Here is a 20,732-nt window from a genome sequence, read left to right on the forward strand (position 1 = left end):
ACTGAATGTTTAGTAGAGTTTAGTCTTATGTATACTTGTCGACAACCTGAAAAGCAGTGTAGAGACTGATGAACAGCATTCTGCATGAGGGAACGCCTGTTGCGACCTAGCCGGGAAAGCTTTGATGGAGGGTACGGCGTGAATCTTCAAAATATTCCTTCACCGCAGCCTGCAGCCGGACCTCATCGCGGGATTTCAGCGAGTCCAGTAAAAGCCGGTGCTTGTGCAGCACGGCTTCAAGCCGGGTGCCGCCTTCCTGAAAAATCCGCTCGGTTGTAATGAGCATCACCGTCATAATGATGGGCCGAATGCTTTTCCATAAATGCAGCATCCGCTGATGCTTCGCCTCTAGAACCACCATCTCATGAAATGCTAAATCCTGAAAGGAAAATTCCACGGGATCGCGGTGCCTGGCGGCTAGCTCCATCCGGTCTAAGATGTGCTGAAGCTGATCCATCCATACGGTGTGACCGTTCATCAGCATCCGGCTCTGCACAAAGCTCTCGATCAGGTACCTGACATCATAAAGCTCCTCAACATCCTTTTGACTCATGCCCTGTACCACCGCGCCCATTCGCTTCAGCGTGATCAGGCCTTCCGCCGACAGCGTTCTGAACGCTTCCCGCACAGGAGAACGGCTCGTTCCGAAATGACCCGCAATCCGGTTCTCAGACAACACGTCTCCCGGAGAAAGCACGCCTTTAATGATTTGCAGCCGGAGCTCGCAGGAAATTCTCTCCCCAAGCGAAGCGCCCTGCAGCCAGCTTACTGGGTATTGCACATTCATGAGCTTCCATCCATTCCTCTTTTTAAAAATAGGGATACCCTATTTTACCACACCTTGCACAAGGGCGCCGCAGCCAGGATCAAGTCATCACTGTCGCCGTACACCAAACTTTACACGTTCGGTCATATAGAACGAATGATACCTTCACCTAGACTGCCAACTTTAAATGATGGCCCTGGTCTATAGCTTGTAGAAGGGATCAGGCTGCTGACTTGAACCAGCTGCGCAGCCCGACATAGCATCCAATTCCGAAAAAAAGAATTATCCACATGGGGATAATTCTAAACATTGCCGGGAGGGGGGGCTGAAGCTGTGGAAAACTTTTTGGAGCGGGAAAGATACGAGCTTACTTTGGGCATTGACTTCAGTGATTTAGTATGATTAAATATATAAAGGCGTTTTCTGTGAGATGTATGGAATGTTTTCAATTGCGACGATCTCTTGAATGAAGACCGTTCATGCTTGAATATGACAAGATCAGATTCCTGTAAGGGGGTGCAACCATCATGAAACAGACTTTTAAACCGAATGTAAGCAAGCGCAGCAAAGTTCACGGCTTCCGTAAAAGAATGAGCTCCAAGAATGGACGTAAAGTACTGGCTAACCGCCGTCAGAAAGGCAGAAAAGTACTGAGCGCTTAATGCTGGGCCCTGAAGACCACTGCGGTGGTCTTTTTTTCTTGAGAGCATGGCAGCAGTCTTATAAAAGAGGAAGGACCGTTTATAAAGCTGCTGCGGTGCCGATACTATTTTATATAGTAGAAACTTGCCGGAGGCAGGGAATATTACATTTCCTTCATTACGAGTCGGCAGACCGGGAGAGACGGATGGAAAAGAAGCTGCGTTTACGGAACCGGGCCGATTTCAGCCGCGTTTATCGTCATGGTAAATCTTTTGCCAACCATCAGTTTGTGGTGTATTGGTCCCGCAAAAAAGAGGTTGAGCAGTTTCGCGCGGGGGTCTCGGTCAGCAAAAAGGTGGGCAACGCGGTTGTCCGCAACCGGATGAGGCGGCTGGTCAAAGAAATTGTGCGCCATCATCAGGATGAAATTATAGAGCAGATCGATCTGATCTTCATTGTCCGTAAGGGAGCCCTCGGCAAAACCTATCAGGAGCTGGAGAAAAGTGTACTGCATGTGTTGCGCAAATCGTCACTGTTAAAGGCTAGGAAGCGGTGAGGTTGTGTTTATTTGTGCATATAAATATGGTATGATTTACGTTGGAATGGAATGGTTAAGAGAGGGGTTATGAAGTGTCGCTAACAAAGACAAGACGAGGGAAATGGATCCTCCTCACCGCTTTGCTGGTGCTGTCCATGACGGTGCTGTCGGGGTGTGCTCCTGGTGAAGACCAGATGCGCAGTATTGACGACCTGAAGAATGGGGGCTTCTGGCAGAGCAATGTCGTGTATTACTTTACTCTAGGTCTCGACACCTTTGCCGATTGGTTTAACGGGGAATACGGTTTATCCGTCCTTGTAATGGTGTTGATTGTCCGCACCTTGATCCTGCCGTTAACGCTGAAGCAGGTTCGCAGCTCCAAGGCCATGCAGGCTATTCAGCCGGAGCTGATGAAGATTCGCGAGAAGTACAAGGATCAGCCGGAGAAGGTTCAAATGGAAACGATGAAGCTGTTCCAGGAGAACAAGGTAAATCCGATGGCAGGCTGTCTGCCGCTGATCGTACAGATGCCGATCTTTATCGCGTTATATCAATCCATCTACTTTAACGGACCGCTTCGCTCCCATGAATTCCTGTGGATGCAGCTCGGTGATCCGGACAAGCTGTTTATTTTGCCGGTGCTGGCTGCTGCAACAACGTACCTGCAAACCAAGATGATGATGAAGATGAACCCGTCTCCTCAGATGGGTGTGATGCAGTTCATGCTGTTCGTATATCCGATCCTGATCTTCGTGATGTCGTTCCAGTTCCCGGCGGCACTGCCGTTGTACTGGTTCTACAGCAATCTGTATACGATCGTGCAGAACTATTTCTTATACCGCAACAATGACAAGACTGTACTTACCGCGAATGTAGCGGCGGCCACAACTTCCTCCGTTCAGAACAAGAGCAAAGGGCCACGGAACGGGAAAAAAGGGAAAAAAGGAGCCAAGAAATCAAGATGAATAAACTCGTCGCAACAGGAAAAACCGTTGAGGATGCTGTCAACCAAGGACTTGCCCGGCTGTCTGCCAGCCGGGATCAGGTATCGGTTCAAATTTTAAGTCAGCCGTCCAAAGGATTCCTGGGATGGTTCAGCCGGGAAGCGAAGGTAGAGCTTACCCTTCAGGCTGAACCTGCCCGCGGCGACTCACTTGATCCCAATAAGGCATATGCTTCTACCCAGGATGAAGCAGCAACAGCTGTGGAAGTCCCGGATGCTTCTGAAACAGAGGCAGCTGCAGACCGCGCGCCGGCAGTCTCCCCGGAAGCGGCAAAGGATAACGATCCCTTTGAGGAGGCAGTAAGCTTTCTCATAGAGACCGGAAAGGCGATGGGGCTGAGTATTACGGTGCACGTTGAGCACGGCCATGATCAAACGACCCTGAACATTTCCGGGGATGATCTCGGCATGCTGATTGGCCGTCGCGGCCAGACGCTGGACGCGCTGCAGTATCTCGCGAACATTGTAGCCAACCGCTACGCTGACCGCTACCTGCGAATCGTACTGGATGCCGAGAATTTCAGGGCCCGCCGGCAGAAGACGCTGGAGGGACTGGCGGACCGGCTCGCGAAGCAGGCAGTCAGTACGAAGAAGGAAGTGGCGCTGGAGCCGATGCCGGCTTCAGAGCGCAAGATCATTCATGCACGACTGCAGAATCACGCTGCTGTGAAGACGTACAGCAAGGGTGATGAGCCGAACCGCCGTGTTGTTATTAGCAGCCGGCGATCGTAAAGAAGATTCCATCGCAATGACTCCTTGACCAGTGAAGGGGTCATTGTTTTTTTAAGAAGACACAAAGGCAGGCTGAACAAAGAGCTTTAAGATGACAGGATAACGGCGAATTAGCCGATGATGATATAGAGAACAGGGGGCTTTACAGCATGCTCAGTGATACAATTGCGGCGATATCGACGGCAGTCGGTGAAGGCGGCATTGCTATAATTCGGGTCAGCGGACCTGAGGCTATACAGGAAGTGGAACACATTTTTAAGAGCAAAACCCCGCTGTCTTTAGCGGAATCTCACACGGTTCACTACGGTCATATTGTAGAGCCGGAGCTTGGAGAGAAGCTTGAAGAGGTGCTGGTTACTGTGATGCGTGCTCCCCGGTCGTTTACGACTGAGGATGTGGTAGAGATCAGCGCTCATGGCGGCGTTATCGCCGTTAAACGGGTTATGGATCTGCTGCTCCAGCGCGAGGTGCGGCTGGCCGAGCCGGGAGAATTTACGAAGCGGGCGTTCCTGAACGGACGCATTGATCTGTCGCAGGCGGAGGCGGTCATTGATCTGATTCGTTCGAAGTCGGACCGTGCTTTTTCCGTGGCGCTCAAACAGGTGGAGGGCAGTTTGTCCCGCCGGATTCAGGACCTCCGATATACGCTGGTGGAGACGCTCGCCCATATTGAAGTCAATATTGATTACCCGGAGCATGATGTGGAGTCCTTGACCTCCGTGTTCATCAAAGAGAAGAGCGAGATCGTCATGAATGAGATTGACAGATTGCTCAAGACGGCGCAAGAGGGAAAAATCCTGCGAGAAGGCATCACCACAGCGATTGTGGGACGCCCCAACGTTGGTAAATCCTCTCTGCTGAACACACTCGCCCAGGATAATAAAGCGATCGTAACGGATATACCGGGCACTACGCGCGATGTTATTGAGGAGTTTGTGACGATTAACAATATTCCGCTGAAGCTGCTGGATACAGCCGGAATCCGTGAAACGATGGATGTGGTGGAGAAGATCGGCGTCGAGCGTTCCAGGCATGCTGTGAACGAAGCGGATCTCATTCTGCTCGTCCTCAATGCCAGTGAGCCGCTGCACGAAGATGAATTGGCATTGATGGAACAAATACGCGGTAGACAATGCATTGTGATATTGAATAAAATGGACTTACCTCAGCAGCTGGATCTGGATATTGTGCGGCGATATTATGCCGATGAGCTGATTGTGCCGATGTCGGTGAAGGCGGAGGAAGGTATTGATTCCCTGGAGGAGGCCATTTCCGGACTCTTTTTCAGCGGGAAGATTGAAGGCGGCGATTTGACCTATGTCAGCAATGTCCGTCATATTGCGCTGTTGAAGAAGGCGAGAAGATCGCTTCAGGAAGCCTATGACGCGGCTGATCAGATGATTCCGATTGATATGATCCAGATTGATGTAAGAATGGCCTGGGAGCAGCTGGGCGAGATCCTGGGTGAAGCGGTTGGCGATTCCTTGATCGACCAGATTTTCTCCCAATTCTGTTTGGGAAAATGATTGTAAACCCACATGATTTTGGGATATATGACATGACTTAGGGGCTGAGAATGACAGCCTTATATATAGATTGATCTGAGTTTCGTGAGTCAGTACAACAATATGAGGAGGATATACCATGAGTTATGCAGGTGGCACTTATGACGTGATCGTCGTTGGTGCAGGCCATGCCGGTGTCGAAGCTGCACTTGCTTCTGCCCGCATGGGTGTGAATACGTTGATGGTAACGATCAATCTGGATATGGTTGCATTTATGCCATGTAATCCATCGATTGGCGGACCGGCGAAAGGTCATGTGGTGCGTGAAATCGACGCTCTAGGCGGTGAGATGGGCCGCAATATTGACAAGACCTTTATTCAAATGCGGATGCTGAATACGGGTAAAGGTCCGGCTGTGCATGCGCTGCGTGCTCAAGCGGATAAGTTCTCTTATCAGCATACGATGAAAGAGACGATGGAGAAGGAAGAGAAGCTCACGCTTCGCCAGGGCATGGTGGACCGTCTTCTTGTCGAGAATGGGGAGTGTGTCGGCATCGTGACTCAGACCGGCACGGAGTATCGGGCGAAGTCGGTCGTGCTGACGACAGGCACTTATTTGCGCGGCAAGGTCATTATGGGCGAGCTGATGTATGAAAGCGGCCCTAACAACCAGCAGCCATCGGTCAAGCTGGCAGAGCATTTGCGGGAGCTTGGATTTGACCTGGTGCGCTTTAAGACGGGGACGCCGCCGCGAGTCCACAAGGATACGATTGATTTCTCCAAGACAGAAATCCAACCGGGGGATGATAAACCCAAGTTCTTCTCTTATGAGACAAAGGGCTCGGACAATGAGCAGCTGCCTTGCTGGCTGACCTACACGTCACTGGATACGCATCAGATTATTAATGATAACCTGCATCGCGCCCCGATGTTCTCCGGTGTCATTGAGGGCACGGGTCCGCGTTACTGTCCATCGATTGAGGATAAAATTGTCCGTTTTGCCGATAAGCCAAAGCATCAGATTTTCCTGGAGCCGGAAGGTAAGAATACGAAGGAGTACTATGTTCAGGGCCTGTCTACGAGTCTGCCCGAGGATGTGCAGTTAGCGGTGCTCCGCTCCATCCCGGGGATGGAAAAAGTGGAAATGATGCGTAATGGCTATGCGATTGAATACGATGCGATGGTGCCGACTCAGCTGTGGCCATCGCTGGAAACGAAGCGCCTGCCGGGTCTGTTTACTGCAGGACAGATCAATGGCACCTCCGGCTATGAGGAAGCAGCAGGGCAGGGGATTATGGCAGGCATTAACGCTGCACGCAAGGTACAGGGTAAGGAAGCGGTCGTATTGAGTCGTTCCCAGGGCTACATCGGCGTTCTGATTGATGACCTGGTTACGAAGGGGACGAACGAGCCGTACCGCCTGCTGACCTCACGGGCAGAATACCGTCTGCTGCTTCGCCATGACAATGCCGATTTGCGTCTGACGGAAATTGGTCATGAGATCGGGCTTGTGTCCGAAGACCGCTATGCGGCCTTCCTGCGCAAGAAAGAGCTGGTCGAGCAGGAGATCGAGCGTCTGAAGGCAGCCAAAGTGAAGCCATCGGAAATAAATGTCTTGCTGGAGTCTGTGGGCTCAGCCCCAATCCAGGATGGAAGCACGCTACTCACCATTTTGCGCCGTCCAGAAGTAACCTATGGACTGGTCGAGAAGCTGTCCCCCTCGGAGGCAGAACTGGATGAGGAGATGAAGGAGCAGGTAGAAATCCAGATCAAGTATGCTGGTTATATTGAGAAGCAGCTAGGTCATGTGGAGCGCCTGCAAAAGATGGAGCAGAAGAAGATTCCGGAAAATATTGAGTATGAGGACATTCATGGTCTCGCGATGGAAGCAAGACAGAAGCTGAACAAAATTCGTCCGATCTCCATCGGCCAGGCCTCGCGGATCAGTGGGGTTACCCCGGCAGATATCTCCATTCTGCTGGTGTACCTGGAGCACTATAACCGGGTAACGGCTGCGAAAGGAACAGCTTAAATGATGGATGACATTCAGGACCATTTCAGTTCTCTATTGAAGGAGCAAGGGATTGAAGTCAGCGCTGCTCAGCTGGAGCAGTTTGAGAGCTACTACCGGATTTTGGTGGAGTGGAATCAGAAGATGAATTTGACGGGCATTACAGAACGGGATCAGGTGTACACGAAGCATTTTTATGACTCGCTGAGCCTGGCCTTTCATCTGGATGTGAAGTCGATATCTACACTTGCGGATATTGGCTCAGGAGCAGGATTTCCCGGCATTCCACTCAAAATTGCTTTTCCTCATATCAAGCTGACGATTGTGGATTCGCTCAACAAGCGTATTCAGTTTCTGAAGCATGTGAGCGAGCAGCTCGGTCTGCAGCAGGTAGAGCTTATTCACGGCAGGGCAGAGGAGGTTGCTCGGAAGCTGCCTTACCGCGATGGATTTGATCTGGTGACTGCACGAGCCGTTGCCCGCATGACCCTTCTCAACGAATTCTGTCTCCCCTTCACGAGAGTTGGCGGTCAGTTTGCCGCTATGAAGGGCAGTGATCCTGCAGAAGAAATCAAGGAGGCTTCCCGAAGCTTAAAAGAGCTTAGAGGGAAGCTGAAGAAGGTGCACTCCTTCACCTTGCCGGTTGAAGAATCTGCCCGCCACATTGTCATTATTGATAAAACGGCCGCAACACCTGCTAAATATCCGCGAAAGCCGGGTATGGCAGTGAAGTCGCCGCTGCTATAGGAGCACCCATTAGAGAATGTTTCACGTGAAACATTCTCTTTTTTTATTGCTGATTTATGGTTGTCAGGAAGAGAGGGAGTGCCGCTAAGTGAATGGAATAGATGGCATTGTCACAGAAATGAAGGAAAAAAAGGGGAGACTCTAGAATAGGATTATCGTACAATTAGTGGTAGAATAGAGTGGTAGATTGAAAGCGGAATATGTCTCTGTGCATTAGAATGGATGACTTTGAGCTTGAAGAGGCTGATCGTTCTAAAGAGTGACAATTGAGACATTCACAGCTTCATGATCAATTTGTACTGTGTAGCGCAGCTAATAGGATAGATCGTTGAACCATTTCATACAACAAGTGGAACCATGAGTAATATCAGGCAAGGCAGGCCGCGCAGGAAGCAACCGGAGCAGACACGCTTCGCAGCGTGGCAGCTGTCCATGCAATCATGAAATTAGGTGGTTATATACGGGATGAAAGAACAATTTTCGAAGTTATTTGGTTTAACGGCGGATCGGTCTCCGGGGGATGAAATTAAGCAGATACCAGTCAACGATGTGGTCAGCAGTCCATATCAGCCGAGAACCATTTTTGATGATGAGAAGATTGATGAGCTGCTTCAGACGATCCGGACTCACGGCGTAATTCAGCCAATTGTTGTGCGCATGCGCAATGGGGTCTATGAGATTATTGCTGGTGAGCGTCGCTGGCGGGCGGTGAAGAAGCTGGGTCTGGAAACTATACCGGCGATTATCCGGGATTTCAATGACTCTCAGGCCGCCTCGATTGCCTTGATTGAGAACCTACAGCGAGAGGGGTTGACCTCGATTGAGGAAGCGGTTGCTTATCAGAAGCTGATTGATCTGCATCAGTTAACTCAGGAAAGTCTGGCACAGCGTCTGGGCAAGAGCCAGTCCACAATTGCGAACAAGATCCGTCTCCTTCAGTTGCCTGAAGACGTGAAGAATGCATTGATGGAGCGCAAGATTACGGAACGTCATGCCCGTGCACTGCTGTCTCTGGATCAGGAGGAAACTCAGCTCAAGGTGCTGGCGGAGATTATTAGCAAGGAACTGAACGTGAAGCAGACGGAGGCCCGGATTGCTTTATACAAGGAAATGACGAAGGCGAAGAAATCAAAGCGTATTTCCTTTAGCAAGGACGTTCGATTGGCATTGAATACAATCCGTCAGTCCATTGATATGGTGTCCGGTTCAGGCATGTCGATCAAGACGACAGAGAATGATCATGAAGATCATTACGAGATCGTGATTCAAATTCCTAAGAGATAAGATGCAAATGGCCATTATAACGAATTCAAAAGCTTGAGAAGCCATGAATGGTGTGTCCCTGGGAAGGCAGGCCGTACGGGCGGGGTGAGAATCTGACCCAAGCCCGGCGGTGACGTATGACGGCTTGGCGGTCATGCTCCTGGAACGGGCGAGGACAGCATGGATTAAGACAGCAAGGCAGGAATTTGGAGATCATCAGGCCTCCTGCAGCCCATTTGAAGAGTCTTCCTACATTGAGGTGAAGTAAGTGTCAAAAACAATTGCGATAGCAAACCAAAAGGGAGGAGTCGGTAAAACGACGACCTCTGTAAATCTGGGTGCAGGACTGGCTTCCATCGGCAAGCGGGTACTGCTGGTGGACATTGATCCCCAGGGCAATACGACAAGCGGTGTCGGGATTAATAAAGCGGATGTAGAGAACTGCATTTACGATATTATTATTAATGATGTGCATCCGAAGGATGCGATCAAGCCGACGAACATAGAGGGACTACATATTATACCGGCGACTATTCAGCTGGCAGGAGCGGAAATTGAGCTGGTTCCGACGATATCCAGAGAGGTTCGCCTCAAGAAGGCTCTGTCTCTGGTGAAGCCGATGTACGATTATATTCTGATCGATTGTCCACCCTCGCTGGGGATCCTGACGATTAACTCCTTGACTGCAGCCGATTCCGTCATCATTCCGATTCAATGTGAATATTACGCGCTAGAAGGATTAAGCCAGCTGCTGAACACGGTTCGGCTTGTCCAGAAGCATTTAAATACGTCGCTGCAAATTGAAGGTGTTCTGTTGACGATGCTGGATGCACGAACGAATCTGGGCATTCAGGTCATCGAGGAAGTGAAGAAATATTTTCAGGAAAAAGTGTACCGGACCATTATTCCGCGCAATATTCGTTTGAGTGAAGCCCCGTCGCACGGTCAGTCGATTATTACGTATGATCCCCGCTCTAAAGGGGCGGAGGTATACCTGGAATTGGCAAAGGAAGTGGTTTCTTATGAGTAAACGTTTGGGAAAAGGGCTGGATGCGCTGATTCCTTCCTTGTCGATTAACGAGGATGACAAGGTTGTTGAGATCCCGCTCAGTCAGCTTCGGGCTAATCCTTACCAGCCCAGAAAAACGTTTAATGATGAGGCAATCCAGGAGCTCGCTGAATCCATTCGTCAGCACGGTGTCATTCAGCCGATCATAGTCCGCAGTGTCTTGAAGGGCTATGAGATCATTGCCGGTGAACGCCGCTTCAGAGCTTCCCAGTATTGTGGTAAAGCAACGATTCCAGCTGTAGTTCGAGCCTTCAGTGATCAGCAGGTTATGGAGATTGCTCTGATTGAGAATCTTCAACGGGAGAACCTGAATGCAATGGAGGTTGCGGTAGCGTATCAGGGATTGATGGAGCAGTTCTCCTTAACGCAAGAGGAGCTGTCCCTTAAGGTGGGTAAATCTCGCTCTCACATCGCCAACTTTCTAAGGCTGCTATCTCTGCCCGATGAAGTGAAGGAATATGTTTCACGTGGAACACTGTCTATGGGACATGCTCGCGCTATTGTTGGCTTGAAGGAGCCCGCGCTAGTGAATCAATTGGCAAAGCAATGTGTACAGCAGGAGTGGAGCGTCAGAGAGCTGGAGGAAGCGGTTCAGAATGTAGACCGTAAAGCTTCCGAGAAGGAAAAAGCGCTCAAGACCAAGAAGCGGGACCCCTTCATCGATCATATGGAAGAGAACCTGAGGGAGCATTTTAAGACAACGGTGAAGATTAAGCACAACAAGGACAAGGGCAAAATCGAAATTAACTATTACAGCAAACAGGATCTGGAACGATTGCTGGAGCTGTTAGGAAATTAACAACGAAAGCGGAATATCACATCTGGATGGAGAAAGGCATGTCGGTGTTCCTGAAATGCAGAGGAGCCGAGATGTCTTTTTCTCTGGAATGAAGAGGAGGTGGATGGGCTTCGTGATTTATCTAGATCATGCAGCGACCTCATGGCCGAAGCCACCGGCGGTAATCCAAGCGATGAAGAAAGCGATGGATGAGGCTGGAGCAAATCCAGGGCGGGGCAGTCATAAAATGGCCGTTCAAGCCTCACGCGTGCTGTTTGGGACCCGCCAGAGTCTGGCAAGCCTGTTTGCAGTGAACAATCCCAATGACATCATCCTGACCTCCAACACAACCTCTGCGCTAAACCTGGCTATAAAGGGATATGTGAAGCCGGGAGATCATGTCATTGCTACAATGGTGGAGCATAATTCGGTGCGGCGGCCGCTGGAGTATTTAAAGCGTACGGCAGGTGTTGAAGTGGACTATGTTACGCTCAGTCCAGAGGGTGAACTGGAATTATCGGCTCTAGAGCGAGCCTTCCGCAGTAACACCTCACTGGTCGTCTGCAGCCACAGCTCCAATCTGCTGGGTTCCATTCTTCCGGTTGCGGAGATGGGTGCCTTGGCTGAGAAGCATGGGGCTGTGCTGCTGGTGGATGCCGCTCAAAGTGCTGGCATGCTGGACATTGATGTGAAGCAAATGAACATCGGGATGCTGGCTTTCCCCGGGCATAAAGGGCTAATGGGACCGCAAGGAACCGGCGGGCTGTATCTCTCTCCGGAGATCGAGCTAGAGCCTCAATGGCATGGAGGCACAGGAGGGCAGTCAGAGGCCCCGGAGCAGCCCGATGTGAGGCCTGACCGTTACGAGGCAGGGACCCCGAATACTGCTGGCTTTGCCGGCCTGCAGGCGGGTATAGAGCAGGTGCGGGCGTGGACGATCGAGAAGGTCTACCGGCACGAGTGGGAGCTGTCACAGCTAATGCTGGAGGGGCTGGGCTCGATCCCGGGCGTAGAGCTGCTGGGACCGGGCGCAGGCAAGCCACGGACAGGCATTGTATCCTTTGTGACGGAAAGAATGGACCCGGCGATGCTGGCCTTTCGATTAGATCGGGAATATGAGATTGCCGTCAGATCCGGGCTGCATTGCACCCCGCTGGGACATCAGGCAGCCGGAACGGAGCGCAGCGGGGCAGTGCGGGCAAGTGTAGGCATGGGGACGAGCAGGCAGGATGTCCAGACGTTAATCCGAGCTGTGAAAGAAATTTTGGCATAGACCGCAGATTTTGATGGGAGAAGGAATGAACAAGCATGTCTGAATGGAATGAATGGATTCTTGAACAGCTTCACTGGGTCGCAGCGGGAGCCGTTCTGGTCATCCTGCTGCTATGGATCATCGTGTTGGTACAAGGCTTAAAAATACGCCGCATGTCTAAAAAATATAATGCCATGATGTCCGGCAGCGGCGTAGAGGACCTGGAGTCACTGCTCCTCAATCTCAAGATTCAATTGGATGCTGTCGAGGAAGAGCAGGGGCAGCATCGTGAACAGTTGGCAAGCGTTGGGACTGCGCTGCTCGGGATCAAGACCCGAACCGGTATTGTTCGTTACAATGCGTTCGGTGAACGCGGGAACGATCTGAGCTTCTCCCTTGCGCTGCTGAGCAAGAAGGGAGACGGTTTGGTGCTGACAGGGTTATATAATCGGGACAATTCCTTTGTATATGCCAAGCCGGTCAAGAACAGCGAGTCGTCACATACTCTTTCCCCGGAGGAGAAAGAGGCTATCCGTCTTGCGCTGCAAGAAGATTAGAGCGATGCCAGTCTTTCATTGCACAGAACAAGCAGCTCGCGATAATATCGGATAAACGCATAACGAGACTCAATCTTGTATTTTGCAGAACAAAATACTCCATAAAGCCGCCGACGTTCACGATACCTGTAATATGGATATCGCCAACCGGCGGCAATTCTTTATTTACGCCGGCTCCCGGCTTCAGGGGACCATCGCTGATCTGGATGGAACCGACACTTGCAGTTTGGCCTAAACATGCGTCTACACCGATAATATAGGGGTTATCGTACGTACTGTAGATCATGCTCAGTGTATCCTGCAGGTTCATGGCATGCACAGGATCATCCAAGGTTCCATACAGATGAAACATGCTGCTGTGATAGCGGGCCAGGGCGGTGCCGACGAGCGGTCCGAGACAGTCCCCTGTCGAGCGATCCGTTCCGATACATACAACCACCAGGGGACGGCAGCCCACCCCGGCTGATAAATGATAGAGCAGACGATGAATCAGAGCAGGGTGGATTTCAGGGTCGCTATGTGATAATTTCAAGCTAGGTGTAGTCGGAAGGGACGGGCTGTTTACGGGACGTTTCATGGAATCTTCCTTTCGTCTGCAAATGGTAGTATCAGTATATGGATGGCAGCTTGTTTTTATACTTGGTATAGGGGTAAAAAAAGAAAGATTGCAATATTCAATAGAGGGGTATATTGGGATAGAGAAGGGATGCAGGATGGAAGGATTATTAATTATTGCGTTTGATTCTACACAGCAGGCGCTGCGTACAGAAATGCTGCTGGAGTATAAGGACATTGATATGGACATATTTCCAACGCCCAAAGAAATAACAGCGGGCTGTGCGCTCTCGATCCAGTTTCCGGAGACGGAGCTGGAGGAAGTGCAGTCCATCATCGTTTCTGAACAGGTTGAGATCAGGGGAATCTTCAAGCCTCTTTCTAATGGAGGCTATTCAAGCATCTAAGACTTCAAAGTCAGAGGGGTAGATAGCCAATGGTGCAGTCTTCAATGTTGACCATTCAGCAGAAAGCAGAGAAAACGGTGGATGAGGCTCTCAGTATAGGCGAGCGATTCTGGAACAAAATGAGTGATCCGGATTTATGGCTGGCCATTGCTTTTGGAGCCATACGGATTCTGGTCATTATCCTTCTTACGCGTCTTATTATCGGGGTCATCAACCGGCTGATTCAGCGGTTTCTGGAGAATCAGCAGAAGAGTCGGATTAGTGTGAATCCAAGGCGCTTTGTCACCGTGGGAGAGCTGCTGCGGAATGTTACGTCCGTCGTGTGCAACTTTGTAATGATTCTGCTGATTTTGTCAGAGTTTAACTTCGATCTGGGGCCGCTGCTTGCCGGTGCGGGAGTGCTGGGACTTGCAATCGGCTTCGGGGCGCAAAGCCTGGTTAAAGATGTGATTACGGGATTCTTTATTATTTTTGAAGATCAGTTTGCGGTCGGCGATGTGATCAAGAGCGGAGAGTTCCGGGGCACTGTAGAAATGATTGGTCTTCGTACAACACGGATTAAGGGCTTAGGCGGAGAAACCTATATGATCCCGAATGGGTTGATTACAAGCCTGACGAACTACTCCTTGTCCAACTCCCTCGCGGTAGTGGATCTGCCGGTCAAGAATGAGAAAAGTGTGCAGGATACACTGGCTTTAATTAAACTGGCACTCACAGGTCTTGAAGAGCAGGTGGAGGCGATCAGAAGTCAGCCTGAGGTGCTGGGTGTTCAATCTCTTACGACAGCTGAATATGTCGTTCGGATTGCAGCGGAGTGCCGGCCTAATGGTAAGGAAGAAGTGGAGCGGGCTATGCTGCAGGCCATCAAGGAAGCGATTGAAGTGAGAGAGCTAAAGTCGATGGAGGGTTAAGACGGACAGGGCGTGGCATAGTGCGTTTTAAAGATAACAGCAAGTGAAGGGGTTTAAGAAAAAGGGGGATCTGGAGATGGAGCGGAAGGTGTTCCAGCTGGGAGATATCGTACAAATGAAGAAGCCGCATCCCTGCGGCAATAATGAGATGGAAGTTATACGGATGGGGATGGATATCCGCATCAAATGTACAAAGTGTCAGCATAGCGTAATGGTGCCAAGACTGAAGTTTGAGAAAAATATGAAAAAGGTGCTGCGCTCCAAGGAACAGACTGCTGACGAGGGAACGCTGTAGGTTAGCGGGATCGGCGGCGCCGTGCTGGCGCCGCCGCCAAGGTGGCCGATCCACCAACCAACCCTTTGACAAGCTAAGCATTCCATGATACAATAAATCTTGCTGTGGAAAGGTACCCAAGAGGTCCAAGGGGGCTGACTCGAAATCAGTTAGGCGTCGCAAGGCGTGCGTGGGTTCGAATCCCACCCTTTCCGCCACTTATGTTACAGCCCGCTGTTATGCGGTTTACAGTACGGTATGTGAGGCGTAAGCTGATCGATTTACATACGATAAGGCGCTAGCTGATTGCGAAGAACGCCTTAATAATTCCGGAATACTCTCAACGTGATTATCGCGTAGGGGGTATTTTTGCGTTATAGACAAAAAAACGGACGTAAGACGGTAAATATGCGCAATCCAATAATTAACGTTGGTCCTCCGTCATATATGCTTGCAGAGGCGGTCGACTTCGTCATTAAAGTTAAATTAAAGTTAAGCGCGCCAATAACTTAAAGGAGCGTACGATACGCGGCTATATTCAGAATATGGACCGCTCTAAGAATGTTCGAGTGAACAAAGAAAAGGCCGCAGAAGCATTCTTTAATGATATGTACCTTAACTTTGGAGTAACTGACGATCCTATAGGCCAAGGCACAAAAGCAGTTTCCCATGGATATTGGAAACGTCCACATAATCCGATAAAAAAGTATAGGTAAATGGCGCCCCTAGTTTTTACAAATAAAATGAAAATAGAAGAACAGGCACAGGCGATCCTTAGACCTAATCAAACTAAATTTTAGTTGAGGAGAAGATGAAAGATGAAAAAGGTTTTGCTCTCGGCATTAGCAGCGGTCACGCTTTTAACGAGTAGTTATACGTCAGCACCACCTAAAGTGGAAGCAGGGGTAGTGGATACCGCAAAGGACATTATTACTGCCGTTACTGCGAAGTTTAAAGATGTGAAGGGTCATTGGGCTGAAAGTATTATCGCCAAGGCATATGATCTGGAGTTGATTTCTGGGTATAAGGATGGTTCGTTTAAGCCGAATGGCCAAATCACTCGTGCAGAGTTTGCAGCCATCCTCAGTCGTACCACGAAATTACCTTCGGTAACAAATAGCGAACCGTTCACTGACCTGAAGGATCATTGGGCCGGATTTGCCGTCAATCAACTTGTCGCGCAAGGTTTTATTAACCCCAGTGATTATCCAAACGGATTTAATCCGAACACAAAGTTGACTCGCTACGAAATGATGAAATGGATTTCTAATGGGCTTATGAATTCGAATGACTCATTTAAACAGGCTTTTCAAGACACGATAAACACGTTCCTTCCTACACCAGAGGCGATTCGCAGGGAGATTAGTGCTGATAAGGTTCCGTACATTGCATTGGTCCGTGGCACGGGAATCGTAGGTGGATTTGAAGACGGAACTTTGAAACCGCAAAACACTACAACCAGGGCGGAGGTATCTGCAATCCTTCTCCGTTATATGGACGTAGAAGGAAAAAATGCATCTGCTTACCCTGAACTAAATGAACTGAGAGAGGTTGGGACAACTGGCACCAATGTTATCAGTCTCACAGGCTACAGGTACACAAAAGGAAACTTTGCCGAAATAATAAACACCCCTGTTACGTTAGAAAACAATTCAGCTCAGTACAAGCTTAAAAAATTAATCGTTATTGACGCTCGATCTGCAGATCTGAAAGGTGTCTATTCCACGCTCTTCTATCCTAAGATTGAGAATTATCAAAAAGGAAGGTACATAACCCATTCGGAACTGGATTTCACTTCTTTAATTGATAAACCAAGTACATTGACTTATAGCCAAGGATTGAGATCAACACTTCTTACTTTCTACAGAATCTCAGATAAAGAATATATTAATTCTGTAGGCATTGAGACTTGGCCGCAAATTACGACAGGGTACTTCAAAAAAAATGAAACCAAGACAATTTGGATAACCGGCACTGTAGGAGTCAAAGGAAAATACTCTATTGAAAATGACAAAGGCCAAATTGTGGCTTTTCAAAAAGATTAAGACAGATAGCAGGTGAGAGAATGCCCAAAAATAAGAGATGGACATCATATAGTTACTTTAGCATATTTATGTCGTTGGCAGTTCTTACAGGGAGTACTATAGGTACCAATATCAGCAACACTGCACATGCAGCTGATCCCTATGCACCCAAAAGTCAAACGATAAGCGAAACAGTTCAAGCTGAACCTGTATTAGCGAACCACGGAACATACTGGTATCAATTGGACAGTGGAAGGTTTAAGGCTGATTACGGTGAAGGGTCGGTAACAGTTTCAAATGCGGGAAATCGTAATGACCCGTTTCATGCGAATGAACAAGTAATACCAGATAGTGTTTATCTTTCAAACTATCCTGCAACTCCATGGGACGCACAACGTTTGTGCACAGGTATTTTTGCATGTAGTCACATTAAGCATAACAAAGAGAGGCCCTTTCAGGCCTCTCATGCTGGTTAGACGGTGCATGTGATGTTGTCGAATCAGAACTAACACATGCTGCGATACTTCGGTGAAGAGCATTTCACTTGTCCAGTGGTCAAGCTTTCAGCTAATTCCCTCCGCATGCTTTAAGTTCAGAGCTGGATCCTATGCGTAATTCGGCTGAATCATCCAACGGAACCACACCTCTCTCATTGCACCGCCTGATAATATTGTGACCCGTTTGACGCAGATTATACGTGCCTCAGCGCAATTATTTGGGCTGGACGTGACGTTTGTTTTTCCATACCCGATCTTCATTGGATACATCCGGGAAGGTGTCTCCTGCCTTCATCGTGATCTGATGGGGGTCCTGGATCCCCATGATATGGTCATTCTCTCCGACCTCAATATAGATACCATTGTTAGGCGCTTTGTCACCGCCACGAAATTTGCTGCGTTCACCCATCATGCATCGCCTCCTAATCAGGATATGAATATTACCGCTTTAGGATTTCCCGGAAAGGGCAGCCTGATAGCAGGAAAGAAGAGGCAGTCCCTGAAAAGATCTTATGTAAAAAGGGAATATGACCGAGAGAAGGAGCAGAGGCTTCAGAAATAATCATGCTAAAATGGCAATTATCCTTGCTTTTCGATCATCCGTTCTGGTATTATATTATGGTGCGAGTTTACGCTCGCTCCTTGCTCCCAACCTGGATTGGGGGCCGAAGTCCATAAGGAGGTGAAGTTATGCGCAAATACGAAGTGATGTACATTATTCGTCCTGACATTGAGCAAGAAGCTGTTCAAGCTGCAGTCGAAAAATTCCAAGGCATCATCTCCAACGGCGGAGAAATTACGAAGCATGATGTAATGGGTAAGCGCCGTCTTGCGTATGAGATCAAGAAATTCCGTGATGGTGTTTATGTTCTGGTTAACTTTACTGCAGAGCCTGCAGTCGTTACCGAGCTTGAGCGTATCATGAAAATTTCTGACGAAGTAATTCGTTATCTCATCACAAACGACGTAGCCTAAGACGTGGGTTTGTAATTGAATTCGTTCTAAGGAGGGGATTGGATTGTTGAACCGTGTCATTTTGATCGGCCGGCTAACCCGGGATCCTGAGCTGCGTTATACACCAGCAGGGGTTGCGGTCACTCAGTTTACGCTTGCCGTAGACCGTCCGTTTACTGGACAAGGCGGGGAACGCGAAGCGGATTTCATCCCGGTAGTAACCTGGAGACAGCTCGCGGAAACCTGTGCGAACTATCTGCGTAAAGGCCGTCTGACGGCTGTAGAAGGACGCATTCAAGTACGGAATTACGAGAATAACGAAGGTAAGCGTGTATACGTGACTGAAGTTATTGCAGATAATGTCCGTTTCTTGGAATCGAACCGTGACAGCGGCGGAGGCAGCGGACAACGTGAGGAATCCACGTACAACGGAGGAAGCAGCAATAGCGGCGGAAACCGGGGGAACAGTGGAGGTTACTCGCGCAACAATCAGGATCCTTTTTCCGATGAAGGAAAACCGATCGATATTTCGGATGATGATTTGCCATTTTAATAAGGAAGGACTGACTACACATGGCTTTCAAGCAAAGAGAAGGCGGAGACAACGACAAAAGACCGGCACGCCGTGGCGGCCGCAACAAGCGTCGTAAAGTATGTTTCTTCACTGTGAACAAGATCACTCACATTGACTATAAAGATATCGATCTCCTCAAGAAGTTCATCAGCGAGCGCGGCAAAATTTTGCCACGTCGTGTGACTGGAACTAGCGCGAAATACCAGCGTGCACTGACGATTGCGGTTAAACGCTCCCGTCAAATCGCATTGCTTCCATACACTACAGAGTAATAGACTCTGCAGAACGAAACAGTCTGCCATTGCGGCAGGCTGTTTTTTTATTTCTTTTTGTAGACGCCCATCCGGGTTCCATTCCTCTCTTGTCTATCCCAAGTAGACAACCGGACATGCCATGTCACGCTGGAGCAATACCTTATACATAGCCGCAACTCATGGCATCCCTGACAGACGCTTAGCGAACGTTAACAAAGGATAAGGATGAGTAGACATTCGAGGAGCAAGATCCGCTCCATTAAAGGAAGAATGGGGATTCCTAAAGATGAAATAGGAGTACCGTCAAAAATTTTCCTTCATTATATATGCCCTCAAACTAACCTCAATCTGAATGCTGGGATTCACCCCATAAACATGGTCTATAACCCACACCTTCCATTGTATCATCAGTGTCCACTCAGGAAGGACATTCACAGCACATGCATAGAATTCCTCATTTATCCAAATGCTATGGAAAAAAAGGAGGACAACATCATGTGCAGACGCTTTTCTATGTCCGCGTCGCTGGACGAGATTCAGAATCATTTTGACATTAGACGGGTCATTTACCCTTACAAGAGCCGGTACAATATTAGCCCGATGCAGAGCATGCCGGTGATGATGCTGGATCACTTGGGTAATCTGGTGCTTGATGAGTATCGCTGGGGACTGGTGCCCTATTGGGGGAAGGATGCGGTTAATGCGGACCTTCAGACGGTCTATGCCAACCCCACCTATAGCAAGAAGACGGTAGAGCAGCGCCGCTGCGTCATCGCTTGTAACGGACTGTACTACTGGAGAACGGTAGGCAAGCGAAGATATGCGGTGCGCGTTGTGACTGAGAATCACGAGCCCTTTGGTGTAGCCGGCTTGTACGAGGTATGGAGAAACGCGAAGGGCGAGGAGACCCGCACCTCCACCATGCTGATGACAGATGCGAATGTGGCGATCCGCGAGTTTGAGCCGCGTATGCCGGCGATTCTGTCAAGCGAAGGCATCGCGGCCTGGCTGCAGCCGGAGAACGCCAGCATTCAGCGGCTGCAGCGCCAGCTCAGAACCTACGAGGCACCGATGAGCATGTATCCGGTAACTCCATTGATCGCCAATGATTTGCATGACCATCAGCAGTGCATTGAGGAGATGGACCTAAAGGCAGCATGGGTGAAATCGGTGTAGGACTCAGCTTCAGATGAGGGGGAGCTCCAGCGGCATTGGGGCTCTTTTTTCAGAATAATGAATTAAACGTTACACCGACAGATACAAAAGAGAACCTTTACCGCGTAAACGATGAAAATCCACATCTGAATTTTACGCAACATTTAATCTTTCTTTACATCATCAAAATAATATGCAATTTACCAGCCAGTTTATGTTATATTAGTTAACACAGAAGTTCAAAAAAACTCAAATTGAAATGAA

24 protein-coding genes and 1 tRNA gene are annotated in these 20,732 nt (G+C 49.2%); 22 read left to right on the plus strand and 3 right to left on the minus strand.

Features of this window, described 5'->3' with window-relative positions:
* Window positions 1–106: 106 nt before the first annotated feature.
* On the minus strand, window positions 107–781 hold the full coding sequence (locus JJQ72_RS10880) for a GntR family transcriptional regulator (RefSeq protein ID WP_138227937.1): 675 nt from the start codon (window positions 779–781) through the stop codon (window positions 107–109).
* Window positions 782–1,293: 512 nt separating this feature from the next.
* On the opposite strand from JJQ72_RS10880, the gene rpmH reads away from it, so the two are divergent.
* The 12 genes from rpmH (at window position 1,294) to JJQ72_RS10940 (ending at window position 12,863) form a co-directional block, all read left to right on the plus strand.
* On the plus strand, window positions 1,294–1,428 hold the full coding sequence (rpmH, locus tag JJQ72_RS10885) for a 50S ribosomal protein L34 (protein ID WP_138227544.1): 135 nt from the start codon (window positions 1,294–1,296) through the stop codon (window positions 1,426–1,428).
* Window positions 1,429–1,613: 185 nt separating this feature from the next.
* Window positions 1,614–1,964 carry a ribonuclease P protein component gene (gene rnpA, locus JJQ72_RS10890; RefSeq protein WP_138227543.1) on the plus strand — a complete coding sequence of 117 codons (351 nt, stop codon included), beginning with the start codon at window positions 1,614–1,616 and terminating at the stop codon, window positions 1,962–1,964.
* Between the two features lie 74 nt (window positions 1,965–2,038).
* On the plus strand, window positions 2,039–2,911 hold the full coding sequence (locus JJQ72_RS10895) for a YidC/Oxa1 family membrane protein insertase (protein WP_138227542.1): 873 nt from the start codon (window positions 2,039–2,041) through the stop codon (window positions 2,909–2,911).
* Window positions 2,908–3,681: an RNA-binding cell elongation regulator Jag/EloR gene (gene jag, locus JJQ72_RS10900; RefSeq protein ID WP_138227541.1), complete on the plus strand. Its 774-nt coding sequence runs from the start codon at window positions 2,908–2,910 to the stop codon at window positions 3,679–3,681. The genes JJQ72_RS10895 and jag overlap by 4 nt, the downstream gene beginning before the upstream one ends.
* Window positions 3,682–3,830: 149 nt before the next feature.
* Entirely contained in the window at window positions 3,831–5,207 is a 1,377-nt protein-coding gene (mnmE, locus tag JJQ72_RS10905; RefSeq protein ID WP_138227540.1) for a tRNA uridine-5-carboxymethylaminomethyl(34) synthesis GTPase MnmE, read from the plus strand.
* 118 nt (window positions 5,208–5,325) lie between these two features.
* Window positions 5,326–7,218 carry a tRNA uridine-5-carboxymethylaminomethyl(34) synthesis enzyme MnmG gene (mnmG, locus tag JJQ72_RS10910; protein WP_208203693.1) on the plus strand — a complete coding sequence of 631 codons (1,893 nt, stop codon included), beginning with the start codon at window positions 5,326–5,328 and terminating at the stop codon, window positions 7,216–7,218.
* 3 nt (window positions 7,219–7,221) lie between these two features.
* Window positions 7,222–7,944 (plus strand): 16S rRNA (guanine(527)-N(7))-methyltransferase RsmG, encoded by a 723-nt coding sequence (gene rsmG, locus JJQ72_RS10915; RefSeq protein WP_138227936.1) that lies wholly within the window; start codon window positions 7,222–7,224, stop codon window positions 7,942–7,944.
* Between the two features lie 465 nt (window positions 7,945–8,409).
* The gene (gene noc / locus JJQ72_RS10920) at window positions 8,410–9,228 is read left to right on the plus strand and encodes a nucleoid occlusion protein (protein ID WP_138227538.1); all 819 of its coding nucleotides are present in this window, start codon (window positions 8,410–8,412) and stop codon (window positions 9,226–9,228) included.
* A gap of 247 nt (window positions 9,229–9,475) precedes the next feature.
* Window positions 9,476–10,237 carry a ParA family protein gene (locus JJQ72_RS10925; RefSeq protein ID WP_138227537.1) on the plus strand — a complete coding sequence of 254 codons (762 nt, stop codon included), beginning with the start codon at window positions 9,476–9,478 and terminating at the stop codon, window positions 10,235–10,237.
* Window positions 10,230–11,075, plus strand: coding sequence for a ParB/RepB/Spo0J family partition protein (locus tag JJQ72_RS10930; protein ID WP_138227536.1), 846 nt, complete (start codon window positions 10,230–10,232; stop codon window positions 11,073–11,075). Before JJQ72_RS10925 ends, JJQ72_RS10930 begins: the two co-directional genes overlap by 8 nt.
* A 103-nt stretch (window positions 11,076–11,178) precedes the next feature.
* The gene (locus JJQ72_RS10935) at window positions 11,179–12,327 is read left to right on the plus strand and encodes an aminotransferase class V-fold PLP-dependent enzyme (RefSeq protein WP_208203694.1); all 1,149 of its coding nucleotides are present in this window, start codon (window positions 11,179–11,181) and stop codon (window positions 12,325–12,327) included.
* A gap of 35 nt (window positions 12,328–12,362) precedes the next feature.
* Complete coding sequence (locus tag JJQ72_RS10940; RefSeq protein ID WP_208203695.1) at window positions 12,363–12,863, plus strand: DUF4446 family protein; 501 nt, start codon at window positions 12,363–12,365, stop codon at window positions 12,861–12,863.
* Here JJQ72_RS10940 and yyaC read toward each other — a convergent pair.
* Complete coding sequence (yyaC, locus tag JJQ72_RS10945) at window positions 12,835–13,440, minus strand: spore protease YyaC (RefSeq protein WP_138227534.1); 606 nt, start codon at window positions 13,438–13,440, stop codon at window positions 12,835–12,837. The genes JJQ72_RS10940 and yyaC overlap by 29 nt on opposite strands.
* 136 nt (window positions 13,441–13,576) lie before the next feature.
* On the opposite strand from yyaC, the gene JJQ72_RS10950 reads away from it, so the two are divergent.
* The 6 genes from JJQ72_RS10950 (at window position 13,577) to JJQ72_RS10975 (ending at window position 17,510) form a co-directional block, all read left to right on the plus strand.
* Complete coding sequence (locus JJQ72_RS10950; RefSeq protein ID WP_138227533.1) at window positions 13,577–13,825, plus strand: putative Se/S carrier protein; 249 nt, start codon at window positions 13,577–13,579, stop codon at window positions 13,823–13,825.
* A gap of 29 nt (window positions 13,826–13,854) precedes the next feature.
* On the plus strand, window positions 13,855–14,736 hold the full coding sequence (locus tag JJQ72_RS10955; protein ID WP_138227532.1) for a mechanosensitive ion channel family protein: 882 nt from the start codon (window positions 13,855–13,857) through the stop codon (window positions 14,734–14,736).
* Window positions 14,737–14,812: 76 nt separating this feature from the next.
* Window positions 14,813–15,031 (plus strand): DUF951 domain-containing protein, encoded by a 219-nt coding sequence (locus JJQ72_RS10960; protein ID WP_208203696.1) that lies wholly within the window; start codon window positions 14,813–14,815, stop codon window positions 15,029–15,031.
* Between the two features lie 106 nt (window positions 15,032–15,137).
* Window positions 15,138–15,228 (plus strand) — tRNA-Ser (locus tag JJQ72_RS10965).
* 600 nt (window positions 15,229–15,828) lie between these two features.
* Entirely contained in the window at window positions 15,829–17,055 is a 1,227-nt protein-coding gene (locus JJQ72_RS10970; RefSeq protein WP_208203697.1) for an S-layer homology domain-containing protein, read from the plus strand.
* A 20-nt stretch (window positions 17,056–17,075) separates the two neighbouring features.
* The gene (locus JJQ72_RS10975; protein WP_208203698.1) at window positions 17,076–17,510 is read left to right on the plus strand and encodes a hypothetical protein; all 435 of its coding nucleotides are present in this window, start codon (window positions 17,076–17,078) and stop codon (window positions 17,508–17,510) included.
* Between the two features lie 235 nt (window positions 17,511–17,745).
* Here the strand turns inward: JJQ72_RS10975 and JJQ72_RS10980 are convergent, their stop codons facing one another.
* The gene (locus JJQ72_RS10980; protein WP_397333208.1) at window positions 17,746–17,943 is read right to left on the minus strand and encodes a YjzC family protein; all 198 of its coding nucleotides are present in this window, start codon (window positions 17,941–17,943) and stop codon (window positions 17,746–17,748) included.
* 278 nt (window positions 17,944–18,221) lie between these two features.
* Between JJQ72_RS10980 and rpsF the strand changes: the two genes are divergently transcribed.
* From rpsF to JJQ72_RS11000, 4 genes are all read left to right on the plus strand, one after another.
* Window positions 18,222–18,506: a 30S ribosomal protein S6 gene (rpsF, locus tag JJQ72_RS10985; RefSeq protein ID WP_138227529.1), complete on the plus strand. Its 285-nt coding sequence runs from the start codon at window positions 18,222–18,224 to the stop codon at window positions 18,504–18,506.
* Window positions 18,507–18,549: 43 nt separating this feature from the next.
* Window positions 18,550–19,038 carry a single-stranded DNA-binding protein gene (ssb, locus tag JJQ72_RS10990; protein WP_138227528.1) on the plus strand — a complete coding sequence of 163 codons (489 nt, stop codon included), beginning with the start codon at window positions 18,550–18,552 and terminating at the stop codon, window positions 19,036–19,038.
* 20 nt (window positions 19,039–19,058) lie between these two features.
* Window positions 19,059–19,331, plus strand: a complete 273-nt coding sequence (gene rpsR, locus JJQ72_RS10995; protein WP_138227527.1) for a 30S ribosomal protein S18 — start codon at window positions 19,059–19,061, stop codon at window positions 19,329–19,331.
* Between the two features lie 477 nt (window positions 19,332–19,808).
* A complete protein-coding gene (locus JJQ72_RS11000; protein WP_138227526.1) occupies window positions 19,809–20,489 on the plus strand; it encodes an SOS response-associated peptidase in 681 nt (226 codons plus the stop codon).
* Window positions 20,490–20,732 lie beyond the last annotated feature (243 nt).

This window comes from Paenibacillus sp. F411, from assembly GCF_017582705.1.
In the GTDB taxonomy this organism is placed as follows: Bacteria; Bacillota; Bacilli; order Paenibacillales; family Paenibacillaceae; genus Paenibacillus_AQ; species Paenibacillus_AQ algicola.

Excerpts from the sequence above, each read along its gene's own strand:
- rpmH (WP_138227544.1), top strand. The coding sequence starts at position 1,294 with ATGAAACAGACTTTTAAACCGAATGTAAGCAAGCGCAGCAAAGTTCAC.
- rnpA (WP_138227543.1), top strand. The coding sequence starts at position 1,614 with ATGGAAAAGAAGCTGCGTTTACGGAACCGGGCCGATTTCAGCCGCGTT.
- jag (WP_138227541.1), top strand. The coding sequence starts at position 2,908 with ATGAATAAACTCGTCGCAACAGGAAAAACCGTTGAGGATGCTGTCAAC.
- mnmE (WP_138227540.1), top strand. The coding sequence starts at position 3,831 with ATGCTCAGTGATACAATTGCGGCGATATCGACGGCAGTCGGTGAAGGC.
- mnmG (WP_208203693.1), top strand. The coding sequence starts at position 5,326 with ATGAGTTATGCAGGTGGCACTTATGACGTGATCGTCGTTGGTGCAGGC.
- rsmG (WP_138227936.1), top strand. The coding sequence starts at position 7,222 with ATGGATGACATTCAGGACCATTTCAGTTCTCTATTGAAGGAGCAAGGG.
- noc (WP_138227538.1), top strand. The coding sequence starts at position 8,410 with ATGAAAGAACAATTTTCGAAGTTATTTGGTTTAACGGCGGATCGGTCT.
- JJQ72_RS10930 (WP_138227536.1), top strand. The coding sequence starts at position 10,230 with ATGAGTAAACGTTTGGGAAAAGGGCTGGATGCGCTGATTCCTTCCTTG.
- JJQ72_RS10935 (WP_208203694.1), top strand. The coding sequence starts at position 11,179 with ATGGGCTTCGTGATTTATCTAGATCATGCAGCGACCTCATGGCCGAAG.
- JJQ72_RS10940 (WP_208203695.1), top strand. The coding sequence starts at position 12,363 with ATGTCTGAATGGAATGAATGGATTCTTGAACAGCTTCACTGGGTCGCA.
- yyaC (WP_138227534.1), bottom strand. The coding sequence starts at position 13,440 with ATGAAACGTCCCGTAAACAGCCCGTCCCTTCCGACTACACCTAGCTTG.
- JJQ72_RS10950 (WP_138227533.1), top strand. The coding sequence starts at position 13,577 with ATGGAAGGATTATTAATTATTGCGTTTGATTCTACACAGCAGGCGCTG.
- JJQ72_RS10955 (WP_138227532.1), top strand. The coding sequence starts at position 13,855 with ATGGTGCAGTCTTCAATGTTGACCATTCAGCAGAAAGCAGAGAAAACG.
- JJQ72_RS10960 (WP_208203696.1), top strand. The coding sequence starts at position 14,813 with ATGGAGCGGAAGGTGTTCCAGCTGGGAGATATCGTACAAATGAAGAAG.
- JJQ72_RS10970 (WP_208203697.1), top strand. The coding sequence starts at position 15,829 with ATGAAAAAGGTTTTGCTCTCGGCATTAGCAGCGGTCACGCTTTTAACG.
- JJQ72_RS10975 (WP_208203698.1), top strand. The coding sequence starts at position 17,076 with ATGCCCAAAAATAAGAGATGGACATCATATAGTTACTTTAGCATATTT.
- JJQ72_RS10980 (WP_397333208.1), bottom strand. The coding sequence starts at position 17,943 with ATGATGGGTGAACGCAGCAAATTTCGTGGCGGTGACAAAGCGCCTAAC.
- rpsF (WP_138227529.1), top strand. The coding sequence starts at position 18,222 with ATGCGCAAATACGAAGTGATGTACATTATTCGTCCTGACATTGAGCAA.
- rpsR (WP_138227527.1), top strand. The coding sequence starts at position 19,059 with ATGGCTTTCAAGCAAAGAGAAGGCGGAGACAACGACAAAAGACCGGCA.
- JJQ72_RS11000 (WP_138227526.1), top strand. The coding sequence starts at position 19,809 with ATGTGCAGACGCTTTTCTATGTCCGCGTCGCTGGACGAGATTCAGAAT.